Origin of the sequence: Chromobacterium sp. LK1, assembly GCF_001043555.1 — a bacterium.
In the GTDB taxonomy this organism is placed as follows: domain Bacteria; phylum Pseudomonadota; class Gammaproteobacteria; order Burkholderiales; family Chromobacteriaceae; genus Chromobacterium; species Chromobacterium aquaticum.
Map to the genome: position 1 here is coordinate 1 of NZ_LDUI01000002.1, position 15,319 is coordinate 15,319.

The following is a 15,319-nucleotide window of genomic DNA, read 5'->3' on the forward strand; positions in this document are numbered from 1 at the left end:
GCGCCCGGGCGCAGTTTGATGATGTTGTCCACCACCACCTTGTCGCCGGCTTTCAGGCCGCTTTCCACCAGCACGTCCAGGCCCACATCCTGGGACACGGTGATGGGGCGCGGCTGCACCTTGTTGTCGGCGCCGACGACCCATACCATCTTGCCCTGCTGCGAGGTCAGCACCGCGCGCTGCGGCACGGCGATGGCGTTGCTGCGCTTGGCGCCTTGCAGGATCACGCGCACGAACTGGCCGGGCAGGATGCTGCCGTCCGGGTTGGCGAAGGTGGCGCGCGAACGGATGGTGCCGGTGCCAGCGTCCACCAGGCTGTCGGTGAAGTTGAGCCGGCCGCTCTTGTCGTAGGACGAGCCATCGGTCAGCTTCAGCTGCACATTGAAGTGGCCGTTGGCGGCCAGTTTCAACTGGCCGGAGTCCTGCATCTTGCGCAGATTCATCATGTCGCTGTCGGACATGCTGAAGTTGACGTAGATCGGGTCCAGCTGCGACACCTTGGTCAGCAGGCTGCCGTCGGCGGTGGTGGACACCAGGCTGCCCTCGGAGCGGGTTTCCTGGCTGGTCATGCCGGAAATCGGCGCGGTGACGCGCGCGTAGCCGAGGTTGATCTTGGCCTGTTGCACCTGGGCCTGGGCTGCGGCGACCGAGGCCTTGGCGGCTTCAAACGCGGCCAGGCTGTCGTCGCGGTCCTTCTGGCTGACCGCGTTTTCGCGGAACAGCGGAGTGATGCGGTCGTAGTCCTGCTTGGTGCGCGACAATTGCGCCTGCTGCACTTGCAGATTGCCCTGGGCCTGGTCCAGCGTGGCTTTCAGCGGTTCCGGATCGATCTGGAACAGCAGATCGCCCTGTTTCACCGGCTTGCCCTCGGTATAGGCGCGCTTGAGCAGAATGCCGCCCACACGGGCGCGCACTTCCACTTCACGCGAACCGGCGGCCTGGCCGACGAATTCGAAGGATACCGGCACATCGCTGGGCGCGATCTCGATCACGCCAACCGGCATCGGCGGCATGGCGCCGGCGTGTTGGTCGGGTTTCTTGCCGCAGGCCATCAAGCTGGCGGCCAGCGCGGTCAACAACAGCCAGTGCCCGCCTTTCTGGGCGAAGGTGTTTCCTTGCATCTTCATGGGATGTCCTCAGGAATGTGGATGTTAGATAGGAATTGTTATAAATAAAATGTACTGCATTTTTTCTTTGATAGTGGAATTCGATCACGAGTGAGTCGCGACATTTTACATACATGCGTGTACGTATGTAAAATGCTCGTAGCGACGCATTGTGATATGGTGCGGGCTTCCGACAGACCCTTTTAACAGCGATACGTTCAACATGGCACGCAAAACCAGGGAAGAAGCCGAACAAACGCGGTACTTGCTGCTGGATACGGCGGAGCAGCTTTTTAGCGAGAAGGGTGTCTCCAAAACGACACTGGCGGACATCGCCAGCGCGGCTGGACTGACGCGCGGCGCGGTGTATTGGCATTTCCAGAACAAGTTGGACTTGTACCGGGCGATGCTGGATAGGATGGGCGGGCAGTTTGATGACATCAGCGAGCAATTGTTGAAAACGGCACACTCAAGTCCGGCACTAGCCTTGTGGAACCACAGCCACCGGCTGCTGACCATGATAGGGGAAAACCAACAAGTCCGTCGTATTTTACTCATTCTGTTTATGCGGAGCGAGCATGTCGGCGAACTGGCCCCCATCCACGACGAGTGTGTCGCGCATATGCAAGAAACCCGCGAGCACCTGAGCACGGTGGTGCAGATGGCGGTGAACGCCGGGCAGACACTGCCGTATGTGCAGCCGGACACCGTGGCCGAAGTGCTGCAATCCATGCACCACGGCCTGATCAACCGCTGGTTGGCGGATGGCAGCCAGACCAATCTGGGCGAGAATGCCACACAACTGTTGCAATATGTCTACCGTGGAATTTTCTTGCCGGAAGTGATGGAGCAACTCTCCCCTCAAGCCTAGTGTCCGTTTGAGTTGGTTTTCTCGCTCGGCGCAGCGGTAAAACAAATATCAACAGACCTTTTCCAGCGCTATAATTGACCTTTTTTGTCAAACCATTAGCGCCGTTGGCGGCCCTGCCGCGCGGCGTTGTCGGTGTTAGCCCTCTCATGCCCCAGGCTATTGAAATTCAAGCGGTAAGCAAGCGCTATGGCCAGCTGCAGGCGCTGGATCAGGTCAGCTTCACCGTCGCCCCCGGCGAATTCTTCGCCCTGCTCGGCCCCAATGGCGCCGGCAAGACCACATTGATTTCCGCGATGGCCGGCTTGTCGCGGCCGGACAGCGGCAGCATCCGCATCATGGGCCACGACGTGGTCGGCGATTTCCGCGCCGCGCGCAAGGCGCTGGGCGTGGTGCCGCAGGAGCTGGTGTTCGATCCCTTCCTGTCGGTGCGCGAGACGCTGCGCTTTCAGTCCGGCTACTTCGGCCTGGCGCGCAACGACGACTGGATCGACGAACTGCTGTTCAAGCTGGGCCTGGCCGATAAGGCGCACAGCAATATGCGCGCGCTGTCCGGCGGCATGAAGCGCCGGGTGATGGTGGCGCAGGCGCTGGTGCACCGCCCGCCGGTCATCGTGCTGGATGAACCCACCGCCGGTGTCGACGTGGAACTGCGCCAGAGCTTGTGGGTGTTCGTGCAGGAACTGAACCGCGCCGGCCACACCATCGTGCTGACCACGCATTACCTGGAAGAAGCCGAGGCCTTGTGTTCGCGCATCGCGATGCTGAAAAAGGGTCGGCTGCTGGCGCTGGAGAGCAAGGACAAGCTGCTGGCGCACAGCGCGCGCCGCGAAGTGGCGCTGCTGCTGTCCGGCGAGCTGCCGGCGGCGCTGCAAACAATGAAACTACGCGACGAAGACCGCCGCGTGGTGTTGCAGCTGGAGCATCTGGGCCAGCTGGAAGCCGTGCTGGCCGCGCTGCGCGAAGCTGCGGTGGAAGTGCGCGAGCTCAATGTGGTGGAGACGGACTTGGAAAGCGTGTTCGTCAAGATGATGAATGGAGGGCCGCAGCCATGACCGGCTTCATGACCCTGTTCAAGAAAGAACTGGTGCGCTTCTGGAAAGTGGCGTTCCAAACCGTGGCCGCGCCGGTGCTGACCGCGCTGATGTACCAGCTGATCTTCGCCCATGTGCTGTCGCGCCATGTCGAGGCCTACCCGGGCATCAGCTACACCGCCTTCCTGATTCCAGGCCTGGCGATGATGTCGATGGCGCAGAACGCCTTCGCCAACAGCTCCAGCAGTCTGATTCAGTCCAAGATTACCGGCAACATCGTGTTCCTGCTGCTGCCGCCGCTGACCGCGCTGGAGTTCTTCGGCGCCTATCTGCTGGCCGCCATCGTGCGCGGCCTGGCCGTCGGCGCCGGCGTGCTGCTGATCACCGGCTGGTTCGGCCTGCCGCTGCCGGCCCAGCCGCTGTGGGCGCTGACCTTCGCCGTGCTCGGCTGCGGCGTGCTGGGCGCGCTGGGCATCCTGGCCGGCATCTGGGCGGAAAAATTCGATCAGCTGGCCGCTTTCCAGAACTTTCTGATCATGCCGCTGACTTTCCTGTCAGGCGTGTTCTATTCGATCAACAGCCTGCCGCCGTTCTGGTACGCCGCATCGCATCTGAATCCGGTGTTCTACATGATAGACGGCTTCCGCTACGGCTTCTTCGGCCAGGCCGATGTCAGCCCCTGGCTGTCGGCCGGCGTGGTGGGCGGCAGCTTCGCCGTGCTGGCGGGCCTGACGCTCTGGCTGATCAAATCTGGCTACAAACTGCGCCACTGAGCGCATCCACGGGATTTCTCATGATTACTCCGCAACAAGTCAAACAGTATATCGAGGCCGGCCTGGCCTGTACCCATCTGGAAGTGGAGGGCGACGGCCACCACTTCTACGCCACCATCGTGTCGGCGGCTTTCGAGGGCAAGCGCCTGATCGACCGCCACCGCCTGGTCAAGGAAGTGATCGCCACCCGCCTGGCCAGCAATGAAATTCACGCTCTGTCCATCGTCAAGGCCGCTACGCCCGACGAATGGCAAAAACTGCAAGGCTGATCCGTCATGGATAAATTGAAAATCATCGGCAACGGTCCGCTCAACGGCGAGATCCGCGTTTCCGGCGCCAAGAACGCCGCCCTGCCCATTCTGTGCGCCAGCCTGTTGACCGGCGACACCATGCGCTTCACCAATGTGCCGATGTTGCGCGATATCGCCACCACCCAGAAGCTGCTGCAAGGCATGGGCGTGCGGGTGATGACCGACAATGTGCACGAAATGGAAATCACCGCCGGTCACCTGGACAGCCTGGTGGCGCCGTACGATCTGGTGAAGACCATGCGCGCGTCCATCCTGGTGCTGGGCCCGACGCTGGCGCGCTTCGGCGAGGCCACGGTGTCCTTGCCGGGCGGCTGCGCCATCGGCAGCCGGCCGGTGGATCAGCACATCAAGGGCCTGGTGGCGATGGGCGCCGAGGTCAGCATCGAGCATGGCTATGTCAAGGCCAAGGCCCGCCGTCTGCGCGGCGCGCGCATCATCATGGACATGGTGACCGTGGGTGGCACCGAGAACCTGCTGATGGCGGCGACGCTGGCCGAGGGCACCACGGTGCTGGAAAACGCCGCGCGCGAGCCGGAAGTAACCGATCTGGCCAACTGCCTGGTGGCGATGGGCGCCAAGATCAGCGGCATCGGCACCGACCGCCTGGTGATCGAGGGCGTGGAGCGTCTGCACGGCGCCGATTACGCGGTGATGCCGGACCGCATCGAGGCCGGCACCTTCCTGGTGGCCGGCGCGATGACGCGCGGCCACATCGTGCTGCGCAACGCCGCGCCCAAGAGCATGGAGGCGGTGCTGGACAAGCTGGCTGAAACCGGCGCGGTGGTGGAGTGCGGCGACGACTGGATCTCGCTGGACATGAAGCGTCGCCCGCAGGCGGTTAACTTCCGCACCTTGCCGTATCCGGCTTTCCCCACCGATATGCAGGCTCAGCTGATGACGCTGAACTGCGTGGCCGAGGGTGCCGGCGTGGTGACGGAAACCATTTTCGAAAACCGCTTCATGCATGTGCCGGAATTGAACCGCATGGGAGCCAATATCGAGGTGGAAGGCAATACCGCCATCGTCAAGGGCGTGGAAAAGCTATCCGGCGCCACGGTGATGGCCACCGATCTGCGCGCGTCGGCCAGCCTGGTGATCGCCGGCCTGGTGGCCGAGGGCGAAACCATCGTCGACCGCATCTACCACCTGGATCGCGGCTATGAATACATCGAGAAGAAGCTGGGCGCGGTAGGCGCGCTGATCGAGCGCATCAGTTAAGCGCAAGCTTTGCACCGGTAATGAAAAACGCCACGGCTCAGGCCGTGGCGTTTTGTTTTGGCGCGCGGGATTTACGCTTTCTTGACGAACTCGGACTTCAGGCTCATCGCGCCGATGCCGTCGATCTTGCAATCGATGTCGTGATCGCCGTCGACCAGGCGGATATTCTTCACCTTGGTGCCCACTTTCACCACCAGGGAGGAGCCTTTGACTTTCAGGTCCTTGATCACGGTGACGCTGTCGCCGTCTTGCAGCACATTGCCGTTGGCGTCCTTGATCACGCGGGCTGCTTCCGCCGGCGCGGCTTGCTCGCTCCATTCGTGCGCGCATTCCGGGCAGACATACATCGCGCCATCCTGGTAGGTGTATTCGGATTTGCATTGCGGACAGGCTGGCAGATTGCTCATGGCGTTTCCTGTTTGAGAGGTAGATAGAAGAACGCTGCCGGCCTGTTGAGGCGCCGGCAGCGGAGAGAGCGGATTTACTGCGCGGCGGAGGCTGTGGTCTTGGCGACGGGGGCTGCTGCGACCGGCGCCGAGCTGTCCATCTTGCCGCCTGGGGAATCAAGCAGGTCGTCGAGGTTGAAACCGTCCGCCGGCTGGGTCGGATTAGGTAGGCCCAACTGCTGCGCGCGCAACTGCATATAGGCGTCGCGGGTATAGCTGTACGGATCCAGCGCCGCGGTGCTGAGCATCGCTTCCACGCCCAGGTAGCGGGCGCGGGTGTTCACGCCGTACAGGCCGTAGAAGCCCACCGCTTGCCAGGTGGTGTCGTAGAACATCTTTTCCGGGCCGGGGCCGGCCAGCGAGGCGGTCAGGCCGGCGCCGTCGCGCACGGTGGAGGGGCCGAAGAAGGGCAGCACCAGATAGTTGCTGTCATGCCAGCCCCAGGCGGCGAAGGTGTCGCCCAGCGTGGTCTTGTTGTTCTTCAGCCCGGCCTGGCTGGCGATGTCGATCAGGCCGAACAGGCCGAAGCCGGTGTTCATCGCCACCCGCATCACATCGTTCAGCGCTTTTTCCGGCTCGGCGCGCAAGGCGTTGGACAGCGCGCTGTAGACATCCTTGAGGTTGTCGAAGAAATTGCCTACGCCGGTGCGCACCGGTGATGGTGTGATGGCCTTGTAGCCCTCGGCCACCGGCTTGATCACGTAGCGGTCGGCGGTGTCGTTGACCTGGTACATCGCCCGGTTGTAGGGCTCGAAGCGGTCGTAAGGCACGCTGGGATTGCTGGCGCAGCCGGCCAGGGTCAGCGCCAGCGTCAAGCCGGCCAGCGCGGGTTTCAGGGGCGACATAAGTCCTCTCCGCATATCAATCCGCCGCCGTGGCGGACAGCAGCTCCGCCAGCGAGTACAGGTCCAGCAGGGCGCTGAGCCCGCTCGGCCAGTTTTCCAGAGCCAGCGGGTGGCCGGCCGCATCGGCGGCGCGGCGCGCGCCTAGCAACAGGGCCAGCGCGGCGGAGTCGGCGCTGGTGATGCCGGATAAATCCAGCCGCAGCGGCGCTTCACCGGCCAGCTTGGCCAGCGGCGCGGCGAGCGCGCCGCAGCTGTCCATATTCAGTTGGCCGCTGAGACGAGCGCGGCCAGGCGCGGTGTGTTCCAGCATCAGCCGTTGCCCTTGGCCGCCGGTGCGGCGGCTACCGGCGCCGCGTTTTTGTTCTGCAGCAGCTTGATCAGGCCGTCCACGCCGTTCTTGCGCACTTCCTCATTGAAGGAGTTGCGGTAGACGGTGACCAGGCTGGCGCCTTCCACGCTGACGTTATAGATTTTCCAGCCTTGCGCGCCCTTGTTCAGGGTGTAGTCCACCGCCACCGGGCTGGCGTTGCCCGGCAGCGTCACCGCGGTTTTCACCGTGGCGTCGCGGTCGCCGTTGCTCATCACCGGATTGGGCTTGACGTCGACCTGGGCGGTCTTGAAGCGGGTCATGGTGGCGGAATAGGTGCGCACCAGCAGGGTCTGGAACTGCTGGGTCAGTTGGGTGCGCTGCTCGGCGCTGGCCTGGCGCCAGCCCAGGCCCACGGCCAGCGCGGTCATGCGCTGGAAGTCGAACATCGGCACCGCCAGGGTTTCCGCCTGCTGGCGGATCTGCTTGGTGTTCTTGCCGTTGTCCTGCTTCAACACATCCAGAATCTGGCGGGAGGCGTCCTTGATCACATCGGTGGGGGCATCGCCGGCGGCATGGGCCACGGCGGACAGGCCGAACAGCAAACAGCAGAGTGCGAGTAGTTTTTTCATCGTTTTTCCAATCGGTAAGGCTGGCGGGGCGGGGTAGCGCCCGGAGCCAGCCGGTTTTCCAGTGGCGGGATGCCCCGTCAGCGCGCCTTATTTGTCGGCGCTTTTTTCGGTGAAGCCGGTCATGAATTTGCCGATCAATTGTTCCAGCACCATGGCCGAGGAGGTGATGGTGATGGTGCCGCCCGGGGCCAGATTGGTTTCCGAGCCGCCTTGCAGCATGCCGATATATTGTTCGCCCAGCAGGCCGGCGGTCAGGATGGACGCGCTGGCGTCGTCGCTGAGCTGATAGGCTTTATCTATGTTCAGAGTCACGCGGGCGCGATAAGTTTTCGGGTTGAGCCGGATGTCGGCCACGCGCCCGATCACCACGCCGGCCTCCTTGACCGGCGCCTTCACCTTCAGGCCGCCGACGTTGTCGAAGTCGGCATACAGCACGTAAGTCTGATTGGCGCTTTGCGGCACCAGGTTGGCGACCTTGAGCGACAGAAAGGTGACGGCGGCGATGCCCAGCGCCACAAAGATGCCTACCCACAAATCAATAGTAGAGCGTTTCATTCGGGTTTTTCCTAGAACATGAAGGCGGTCAGGATGAAATCCAGCGCCAGAATGACCAATGCGGAGGTGACCACGGTCCGGGTGGTGGCGGCGGAAATGCCGCTGGCCGTCGGAGTGGCGTCAAAGCCTTCGAACACGGCGATCAGGGTGACGGCGACGCCGAAGCACAGGCTCTTGATCAGGCCGTTGACCACGTCGAAGTGCAGGTCGACGTTGGCTTGCATCTGCGACCAGAAGGTGCCGACGTCCAGGCCTATCATCACCACGCCGACCAGATAGCCGCCGAAGATGCCGACCACGTTGAACAGCGCGGCCAGGATGGGCATGGAGATCACGCCGGCCCAGAAGCGCGGCGCCACCACGCGGGCGATGGGGTCCACCGCCATCACGCTCATCGCGTCCAGTTGCTCCGTGGTCTTCATCAGGCCGATTTCGGCGGTCATCGCGCTGCCGGCGCGGCTGGCGAATAGAAGCGCGGCCAGCACCGGGCCCAGCTCGCGCAACAGCGCCAGCGCCACCACCGCGCCCAGCGCGTCGGCGGAGCCGAACTTGGCCAGGGTGCTATAGCCTTGCAGGCCCAGCACCATGCCGACGAAGAGGCCGGACACCAGGATGATGATCAGCGACATCACGCCGGCGAAGTAGATCTCGCGTATGGTCAGCTGCGGCCGCAGCAGGCTCTGCGCGCTGCCGCGCAGGATGGCGACCAGGAAGCGGCAGGCGAAGCCCAGCCGCCAGACCGCGTTGATGGTGAGATGGCCGAGCTTGCGCAGCGGCGCGGTGATCAGATCAAGCATGGCTGTCTCCGCTGAGTCCCAGATCCGCGGCGAGCGAGCGCTCCGCCGGGTAGGCGTAGTGCACCGGGCCGTCGGCTTCGCCCCAGATGAACTGGTGCACCCAGGGCGAATCCGAATTGCGCACCTGATCCGGCGTGCCTTGGGCGACGATTTCGCCGCCGGCGACAAAGAGCACGTGGTCGACGATTTCCAGCGATTTGTGCACATCGTGGGTAACCATCACCGCGGTGGTGCCCAGCGCGTTGTTGAGTTTCTTGATCAGGTGGGCGATCACGCCCAGCGAGATCGGGTCCAGGCCGGTGAACGGTTCGTCGTACAGCATCAGCTGCGGGTCCAGCGCGATGGCGCGCGCCAGCGCCACGCGGCGCGCCATGCCGCCGGAGAGCTCGGCCGGCATCAGCTGCTGGGTGCCGCGCAGACCGACGGCTTCCAGTTTCATGGTCACCAGGTCGCGGACCATGCTGTCCGGCAGCTTGGTGTGCTCGCGGATGGGGAAGGCGACGTTGTCGAACACCGACAGATCAGTGAACAGCGCGCCGAACTGGAACAGCATGCCCATGCGGCGGCGGTGCTGATAAAGCTCGGCGGCGCTCATCTTGGCGATGTTCTTGCCGTCGACCAGCACTTCGCCGGATTGCGGGCGGTTCTGGCCGGAGATCAGGCGCAGCAGCGTGGTCTTGCCACTGCCGCTGCCGCCCATGACGGCGACCAGCTTGCCGCGCGGAATGGCGAGGCTGAGATTTTTCAGAATGGGCCGCTCGCCATAGGCGAAGCTGACGTTTCTGAACTCGATGAAATTGTCAGAAGACACAAAGTTTCCAGATTGCGTGCAAGAAGCCGCGGACGGCTTCGGTTGAAACGGCGGACCCGGAGCGGTGCGATGGCGGTCCGTTCAGGCAAAGCGGTTGTTGGCAGCGCTTGATTATCAGGCCGCTTGAGCCGGATGAGGCGCTGTTGGAAAGCGGCCGCTTTTTTTGCCGATTCTTTTCGAACTGGAGATTTTATAGATTTGTCGTGAAGTAGCCAAATTTCAGAGGTGGAAGCGATGCAAATATGCTGCATTGCAATGAGACCGGCGGACCCGCCGGTCTGCGGCAGAGGCGGACAGTTTCGGGAAAAACTGTCCGCCAGCGCCGGCAGGGCGGCGCCAGGCTCGCGTTTAGACGCCGCGCAGCAACTCGTTGATGCTGGTCTTGCTACGAGTCTGAGCGTCCACTTTCTTTACGATCACCGCGCAGTACAGGCTGTGGCTGCCGTCCTTGCTGGGCAGGTTGCCGGACACCACCACCGAACCCGGCGGCACGCGGCCGTAGCTGACCTCGTCGGTTTCGCGGTCGTAGATCTTGGTGGATTGGCCGATGTAGACGCCCATGGAGATCACCGAGCCTTCGCCGACGATCACGCCTTCGACGATTTCCGAACGCGCGCCGATGAAGCAGTTGTCCTCGATGATGGTGGGGTTGGCCTGCAACGGCTCCAGCACGCCGCCGATGCCGACGCCGCCGGACAGGTGCACGTTCTTGCCGATCTGGGCGCAGGAGCCGACGGTGGCCCAGGTGTCCACCATCGCGCCTTCGTCGACATAGGCGCCGATGTTGACGTAGGACGGCATCAGCACGGTGTTCTTGGCGATGAAGCTGCCCTTGCGCGCCACCGCGCCCGGCACCACGCGGAAACCGGCCTCCTGGAAGCGGGCCGGGTTCCAGTCGGCGAACTTGGTGTCGACCTTGTCGAAGTAGCGGTTGACGCCGTCGTCGGAGAGTTCATTGTCGCGGATGCGGAAGGACAGCAGCACCGCCTTCTTCACCCACTGGTTCACCACCCAGTCGGCGCCCTGTTTCTCCGCCACGCGAAGGCGGCCGGCGTCCAGCTCGGCGATCACCTGGCCGATGGCGGACTTCAGTTCGGCGGAAACGGTGGCGGGCGTGATCTCGGCGCGCTTCTCAAACGCTTCTTCGATCAGGGTCTGGATCGGATGCATGGTATTCAGTCCTTTGGCAATGTGGATGGAAGTCGTCATTCAATTCGCTTTCAAGCGGCCGCGCCGGAGGCGGGCCGTGTGGATTCAGGAGGTCTGGCGTTCGGCGAAGGCGACAATGCGCTCGACGCCGGCCACGCATTCTTCCAGCGTGGCCACCAGCGCGACGCGGACATAAGCGGCGCCGGGGTTGACGCCGTGGGCGTCGCGCGCCAGATAACTGCCGGGCAGCACGGTGACGTGTTCTTCGGCGAACAGCGCCTTGGCGAAGTCTACATCATTCCCGTTCGGCACCTTGGCCCACAGGTAGAAGCCGGCATCCGGGCGCCGCACTTCCAGGCCCATCGCCAGCCGCGGCGTGACCGCGTCGAACTTGGCGATGTATTGCGCCCGGTTGGACTCGACATGATCCTCGTCGTTCCAGGCCGCCACGCTGGCCGCCTGCACCGTCAGGCTCATCGCGCTGCCGTGGTAGGTGCGGTAGAGCAGGAATTTGGCCAAGAGCGCGGCGTCGCCGGCGACAAAGCCGGAACGCATGCCGGGCACATTGGAGCGCTTGGACAGGCTGGTGAACATCACCAGCCGCTCAAAGCCGCGGCCCAGCTTGCGCGCCGCCTCCAGCCCGCCCAGCGGCGGCCGGCCGAAGTGGATTTCGGAATAGCACTCGTCGCTGGCGATGACGAAGCCATAGCGGTCGGACAGCTGGAACAATGTTTCCCAATCGGCCAGCGACATCACCGCGCCGGTGGGATTGCCGGGGCTGCACACGATCACCAATTGGGTGCACTGCCACACCGCTTCAGGTACCTGGCTCCAGTCCGGCTGGAAGCGCTGTTCCGCCAGACAGTTGACATAATAGGGTTCCGCTCCGGCCAACAGTGCCGCGCCTTCGTAAATCTGGTAAAAAGGATTCGGGGATATCACGATAGGTGTTTGAGCGCCGCTGGCGTCTATCACCGTCTGCACAAAGGCAAACAAGGCTTCACGGCTGCCATTGACCGGCAGTATCTCGCTTTGCGCATCCAGATCCAGATCATAGCGTCGTCGCATCCATGCGGCGCAGGCCTGGCGCAGCGCCTCGCTGCCCAGTGTGGCCGGGTATTGCGACAAGCCGGCCAGATTGGCTATCAGCGCCTGCTCCACCAGTTCCGGCGTCGGGTGCTTGGGTTCGCCTATCGACAGATTGATGTGCGGCTTGTCCGCCGGCGGCGTCACGCCGGCGAGCAGCGCGCGCAGGCGCTGGAAGGGATAGGGCTGCAATTGGGCCAGGCGGGGGTTCACGGTGTCTCCAAAACGAGCGCAAACAAACAGAATATCTTAAGAACAAGCGATGACACCTGTAAAACAAAAATTTCTCGCCATCTGCGGCATTCTCACCACCGCATTGGTATGGGGGCTGATGTGGTATCCGTTCCGCAGCCTGAATCAGGGCGGCGTCAGCGTGGCGACCACCTCGCTGGTGGTCTATCTGGTGGCCATCGCGCTGGGGCTGATCACCTTCTTCGATGTCTACCGCCGCCAGTTCCGCTGGCAGCCGGTGCTGCTGTTGCTGGCCGCGGTGTTTGGCTGGTGCAACTACAGCTATACCTGGGCGGTGTCAGAGGGCCAGGTGGTGCGGGTGCTGCTGCTGTTCTACCTGTCGCCGCTGTGGACGGTGTTCCTGTCGCGGCTGATCCTGAAGGAGCGTTTGACCGGCAGCGGCTGGCTGGTGGTGGCGCTGTCGCTGCTCGGCAGCTTCATCTTCATCTACCGCCCAGGCTTGTTCGACGGAGAACTGCCGCTTAGCCACCGTTATGAGTGGCTGGCCTTGTCCGGCGGCATGGCTTTCGCATTGGGCAATGTGCTCAGCCGCAACGCCAGGGGCATTCCGGTGCCGGTCAAATCGGCGTCGATCTGGTTCGGCGTGGCGTCCATAGGCGCGATCAAGCTGGCGCTGGCCGGACAATTGGGCGGCATCCTGGAGATCCCGCCGCAAAGCTGGCTGGTGCTGGGTATTCTGGGCGTGACCCTGTTGTGCACCAGCGTGATATCGCAGCACGGCGTGTCCATTCTGCCGGCGACGCAGACGATGACGTTGATGCTGATGGAGTTGTTGTTCGCTGCGGCGTCGGCCTATCTATTGGCCGGAGAGGCGATGACGTCGCGTGAATGGCTGGGTGGCGCGCTGATCGCCAGCGCCAGCCTATTGTCGGGACGCATGAGCGCCAAGCCGGTGACGGCGCAATTGAAACAGGAGGCGGCATGATTACGATACGAGCGATGAAGGACAGCGATTTCGAACGCTTTTGGCCGGTGTTCCAAGCGGTGGTGGCGGCCAGGGAAACCTATGCCTTCGATCCGGAGCTGACACGGGAACAGGCTCGCGAGCTGTGGCTGCGGCTGCCGCTGCACACCCTGGTGGCGGAGGAGGACGGCGTGCTGCTGGGCTCGTATTTTCTCAAGCCCAATGCCGCCGGCCCGGGCGGCCATGTCTGCAATTGCGGCTATATGGTGGCCGAAGCGGCGCGCGGCAAGGGCGTGGCGCGGCTGATGTGCGAGCATTCGCAGCGCTTGGCGCTGGACAGCGGTTTCCTGGCGATGCAGTTCAACTCGGTGGTGGCCAGCAACGAGGTGGCTGTGGCCTTGTGGCGCAAGCTGGGCTACGAGCAGGTGGGACGGCTGCCGCGCGCTTACCGCCACGCGCGGCTGGGCTTGGTGGACTGCTTGGTGATGTACAAGTGGCTGGGGCCGGAGCCGGCCGACATGCCGGAGCCGGCGCCGTTGATCGGCCGCAAGAATATCGAGGCGGTGGTGTCGCGGCGCCGGGGTGCGTGAACCGCCTGCTCCTCAATAGTGCGGCGGAATCTCGTCGCGCAGGCTGAGGCCGGACGCGGCGTCGTCCGGCTGAGCCTGGCGGAATTGCTGGTAGAGCAGGCGCATTTGCTGCTGCAGCAATTCCATCTCTTTCTGCTGGCGCGCCACGGTGGCGTTCAGCGTGTCCAATAATTCGTCCTGGAAGGCGAGTTTCACTTCCATTTCGGCCAGGCGGGCATCGATTTGATCATCCATGCCGGCCATTCTACAACACCATCGCCGCAATCCAGCCGGCCGCCAGCACCGGCAAGTTGTAGTGCAGGAAGGTGGGCAGCACGGTGTCGCGGATATGGTCGTGCTGGCCGTCCACGTTCAGGCCCGAGGTCGGACCCAGCGTGGAGTCCGAGGCCGGCGAGCCGGCATCGCCCAGCGCGCCGGCGGTGCCGATGATGGCGACGGTGGCCAGCGGCGAGAAGCCCAGGTGCATGCACAGCGGCACGTAGATAGCGGTCAGGATGGGCACGGTGGAAAAGGACGAACCTATGCCCAAGGTCACCACCAGGCCCACCAGCAGCATGGCGAAGGCGGCCACGCCCTGATTGCCGGCGAACAGGCCGGCGCTGGCGCTGACCAGCGCGCCCACCTGGCCGGTGGCTTTCAGCACCTCGGCGAAGCCCTGGGCGGTGATCATGGTGAAGCCTATCATCGCCATCATCTTCATGCCCTCGTTGAACAAGCCGTCCGCATCCTTCCATTTCACCACGCCGACGGCGAGGAACAGCAGGAAGCCCGCCAGCGCGCCCATGATCATGGAGTCGGTATACAGCTGCACCGCGAAGGCCAGCGCGATGGCCAGCAGCGCGGTCGTGAGCGATTTGCGGCTGACCCGGGCATGGGTGCGTTCCACGTTTTCTATCTTGCCCAGCGCGTAGTGGCGCGGCTTGCGGTAGCTGACCAGCACCGCCCACAGCAGGCCGGCCACCATGCCCAGCGCCGGTATCGCCATCGCGTGCATCACATTGAGGCCGCGCACGTCCATGCCGGATTTGGCGATATTACCCAGCAGGATCTGTTTCAGGAAAATATCGCCGAAGCCGACCGGAAACACCATATAGGGCGTGACCAGGCCGAAGGTGATCACGCAGGCGACCAGGCGGCGGTCCAGATGCAGTCGCGCCATCACATAGAGCAGCGGCGGCACCAGCAGCGGAATGAAGGCGATATGGATGGGCACCAGGTTCTGGCTGGCGATGCTGACCACGGCCAGCAGCAGGATCAGCGCCCATTTCAGCCTGCCCTGGGCGCCGCCGCGTTCCAGCCGCTTGATCGCCAGGTCCGCCATCGCGTGCGGTAGGCCGGATTTGGCGATGGCCAGCGCGAAGGCGCCCAGCAGGGCGTAGGACAGAGCCACCGCGGCGCCACCGGTGATGCCGTTGTTGAACGCCTCCAGCGTGCGGGACAGGGACAGGCCGCCGCTAAGGCCGCCAACCAGGGCGCCGATCAACAGGCTGATGACGACGTGGGTGCGCAATAGCGCCAGCCCGAGCATGACCAGGACGGCCAGAAGAACTGCGTTCATTTGTATATACAGATCAAAGGGTTGGGCGAGTGTGCCGAGGGCGCGCAGCCTATCGGGTTTCGGTTTGGCTGTCGATG

19 protein-coding genes are annotated in these 15,319 nt (G+C 63.5%); 7 read left to right on the forward strand and 12 right to left on the reverse strand.

The genetic code is table 11. The features are described 5' to 3' along the window. A partial coding sequence (locus tag VI26_RS01205; protein WP_231580935.1) for an efflux RND transporter periplasmic adaptor subunit occupies window positions 1-1,127 on the reverse strand: 1,127 nt, incomplete at its 3' end. Window positions 1,128-1,329: 202 nt separating this feature from the next. On the opposite strand from VI26_RS01205, the gene VI26_RS01210 reads away from it, so the two are divergent. The 5 genes from VI26_RS01210 (at window position 1,330) to murA (ending at window position 5,310) form a co-directional block, all read left to right on the forward strand. Further along, entirely contained in the window at window positions 1,330-1,977 is a 648-nt protein-coding gene (locus VI26_RS01210) for a TetR family transcriptional regulator (RefSeq protein ID WP_048407930.1), read from the forward strand. Between the two features lie 146 nt (window positions 1,978-2,123). Next, window positions 2,124-3,029, forward strand: a complete 906-nt coding sequence (locus tag VI26_RS01215) for an ABC transporter ATP-binding protein (RefSeq protein WP_048407931.1) — start codon at window positions 2,124-2,126, stop codon at window positions 3,027-3,029. Then, a complete protein-coding gene (locus VI26_RS01220; protein ID WP_048407932.1) occupies window positions 3,026-3,781 on the forward strand; it encodes an ABC transporter permease in 756 nt (251 codons plus the stop codon). The genes VI26_RS01215 and VI26_RS01220 overlap by 4 nt, the downstream gene beginning before the upstream one ends. A 20-nt stretch (window positions 3,782-3,801) precedes the next feature. Continuing rightward, entirely contained in the window at window positions 3,802-4,050 is a 249-nt protein-coding gene (locus tag VI26_RS01225; protein ID WP_048407933.1) for a BolA family protein, read from the forward strand. 6 nt (window positions 4,051-4,056) lie between these two features. After that, window positions 4,057-5,310 carry a UDP-N-acetylglucosamine 1-carboxyvinyltransferase gene (gene murA / locus VI26_RS01230; RefSeq protein WP_048407934.1) on the forward strand — a complete coding sequence of 418 codons (1,254 nt, stop codon included), beginning with the start codon at window positions 4,057-4,059 and terminating at the stop codon, window positions 5,308-5,310. Between the two features lie 71 nt (window positions 5,311-5,381). Here the strand turns inward: murA and VI26_RS01235 are convergent, their stop codons facing one another. From VI26_RS01235 to dapC, 9 genes are all read right to left on the reverse strand, one after another. Continuing rightward, entirely contained in the window at window positions 5,382-5,717 is a 336-nt protein-coding gene (locus VI26_RS01235; RefSeq protein WP_048407935.1) for a zinc ribbon domain-containing protein YjdM, read from the reverse strand. Window positions 5,718-5,791: 74 nt separating this feature from the next. Next, on the reverse strand, window positions 5,792-6,601 hold the full coding sequence (locus tag VI26_RS01240; protein ID WP_048407936.1) for a VacJ family lipoprotein: 810 nt from the start codon (window positions 6,599-6,601) through the stop codon (window positions 5,792-5,794). 16 nt (window positions 6,602-6,617) lie between these two features. After that, on the reverse strand, window positions 6,618-6,911 hold the full coding sequence (locus tag VI26_RS01245) for an STAS domain-containing protein (protein ID WP_053074164.1): 294 nt from the start codon (window positions 6,909-6,911) through the stop codon (window positions 6,618-6,620). After that, on the reverse strand, window positions 6,911-7,540 hold the full coding sequence (locus VI26_RS01250; protein WP_048407937.1) for a phospholipid-binding protein MlaC: 630 nt from the start codon (window positions 7,538-7,540) through the stop codon (window positions 6,911-6,913). The genes VI26_RS01245 and VI26_RS01250 overlap by 1 nt, the downstream gene beginning before the upstream one ends. Before the next feature lie 87 nt (window positions 7,541-7,627). After that, window positions 7,628-8,095, reverse strand: coding sequence for an outer membrane lipid asymmetry maintenance protein MlaD (gene mlaD / locus VI26_RS01255; RefSeq protein ID WP_048407938.1), 468 nt, complete (start codon window positions 8,093-8,095; stop codon window positions 7,628-7,630). Between the two features lie 11 nt (window positions 8,096-8,106). After that, window positions 8,107-8,892, reverse strand: coding sequence for a lipid asymmetry maintenance ABC transporter permease subunit MlaE (gene mlaE, locus VI26_RS01260; RefSeq protein ID WP_048407939.1), 786 nt, complete (start codon window positions 8,890-8,892; stop codon window positions 8,107-8,109). Beyond that, on the reverse strand, window positions 8,885-9,703 hold the full coding sequence (locus VI26_RS01265; protein ID WP_048407940.1) for an ABC transporter ATP-binding protein: 819 nt from the start codon (window positions 9,701-9,703) through the stop codon (window positions 8,885-8,887). The genes mlaE and VI26_RS01265 overlap by 8 nt, the downstream gene beginning before the upstream one ends. A gap of 348 nt (window positions 9,704-10,051) precedes the next feature. After that, window positions 10,052-10,873, reverse strand: coding sequence for a 2,3,4,5-tetrahydropyridine-2,6-dicarboxylate N-succinyltransferase (gene dapD / locus VI26_RS01270; protein ID WP_048408028.1), 822 nt, complete (start codon window positions 10,871-10,873; stop codon window positions 10,052-10,054). An 84-nt stretch (window positions 10,874-10,957) separates the two neighbouring features. Further along, window positions 10,958-12,151: a succinyldiaminopimelate transaminase gene (gene dapC, locus VI26_RS01275; protein WP_048407941.1), complete on the reverse strand. Its 1,194-nt coding sequence runs from the start codon at window positions 12,149-12,151 to the stop codon at window positions 10,958-10,960. Window positions 12,152-12,200: 49 nt separating this feature from the next. On the opposite strand from dapC, the gene VI26_RS01280 reads away from it, so the two are divergent. Further along, window positions 12,201-13,115, forward strand: a complete 915-nt coding sequence (locus VI26_RS01280) for a DMT family transporter (RefSeq protein ID WP_048407942.1) — start codon at window positions 12,201-12,203, stop codon at window positions 13,113-13,115. Continuing rightward, window positions 13,112-13,684 (forward strand): GNAT family N-acetyltransferase, encoded by a 573-nt coding sequence (locus VI26_RS01285; RefSeq protein WP_048407943.1) that lies wholly within the window; start codon window positions 13,112-13,114, stop codon window positions 13,682-13,684. Before VI26_RS01280 ends, VI26_RS01285 begins: the two co-directional genes overlap by 4 nt. Window positions 13,685-13,696: 12 nt before the next feature. Here the strand turns inward: VI26_RS01285 and VI26_RS01290 are convergent, their stop codons facing one another. Continuing rightward, a complete protein-coding gene (locus VI26_RS01290; protein WP_048408029.1) occupies window positions 13,697-13,918 on the reverse strand; it encodes a SlyX family protein in 222 nt (73 codons plus the stop codon). A 10-nt stretch (window positions 13,919-13,928) separates the two neighbouring features. After that, window positions 13,929-15,242 (reverse strand): Na+/H+ antiporter family protein, encoded by a 1,314-nt coding sequence (locus tag VI26_RS01295; protein WP_048407944.1) that lies wholly within the window; start codon window positions 15,240-15,242, stop codon window positions 13,929-13,931. Between the last annotated feature and the right edge of the window lie 77 nt (window positions 15,243-15,319).

Bases quoted from the DNA above. Each gene is read 5' to 3' on its own strand.
- VI26_RS01210 (WP_048407930.1), top strand. From the start codon at position 1,330: ATGGCACGCAAAACCAGGGAAGAAGCCGAACAAACGCGGTACTTGCTG.
- VI26_RS01215 (WP_048407931.1), top strand. From the start codon at position 2,124: ATGCCCCAGGCTATTGAAATTCAAGCGGTAAGCAAGCGCTATGGCCAG.
- VI26_RS01220 (WP_048407932.1), top strand. From the start codon at position 3,026: ATGACCGGCTTCATGACCCTGTTCAAGAAAGAACTGGTGCGCTTCTGG.
- VI26_RS01225 (WP_048407933.1), top strand. From the start codon at position 3,802: ATGATTACTCCGCAACAAGTCAAACAGTATATCGAGGCCGGCCTGGCC.
- murA (WP_048407934.1), top strand. From the start codon at position 4,057: ATGGATAAATTGAAAATCATCGGCAACGGTCCGCTCAACGGCGAGATC.
- VI26_RS01235 (WP_048407935.1), bottom strand. From the start codon at position 5,717: ATGAGCAATCTGCCAGCCTGTCCGCAATGCAAATCCGAATACACCTAC.
- VI26_RS01240 (WP_048407936.1), bottom strand. From the start codon at position 6,601: ATGTCGCCCCTGAAACCCGCGCTGGCCGGCTTGACGCTGGCGCTGACC.
- VI26_RS01245 (WP_053074164.1), bottom strand. From the start codon at position 6,911: ATGCTGGAACACACCGCGCCTGGCCGCGCTCGTCTCAGCGGCCAACTG.
- VI26_RS01250 (WP_048407937.1), bottom strand. From the start codon at position 7,540: ATGAAAAAACTACTCGCACTCTGCTGTTTGCTGTTCGGCCTGTCCGCC.
- mlaD (WP_048407938.1), bottom strand. From the start codon at position 8,095: ATGAAACGCTCTACTATTGATTTGTGGGTAGGCATCTTTGTGGCGCTG.
- mlaE (WP_048407939.1), bottom strand. From the start codon at position 8,892: ATGCTTGATCTGATCACCGCGCCGCTGCGCAAGCTCGGCCATCTCACC.
- dapD (WP_048408028.1), bottom strand. From the start codon at position 10,873: ATGCATCCGATCCAGACCCTGATCGAAGAAGCGTTTGAGAAGCGCGCC.
- VI26_RS01280 (WP_048407942.1), top strand. From the start codon at position 12,201: ATGACACCTGTAAAACAAAAATTTCTCGCCATCTGCGGCATTCTCACC.
- VI26_RS01285 (WP_048407943.1), top strand. From the start codon at position 13,112: ATGATTACGATACGAGCGATGAAGGACAGCGATTTCGAACGCTTTTGG.
- VI26_RS01290 (WP_048408029.1), bottom strand. From the start codon at position 13,918: ATGGATGATCAAATCGATGCCCGCCTGGCCGAAATGGAAGTGAAACTC.
- VI26_RS01295 (WP_048407944.1), bottom strand. From the start codon at position 15,242: ATGAACGCAGTTCTTCTGGCCGTCCTGGTCATGCTCGGGCTGGCGCTA.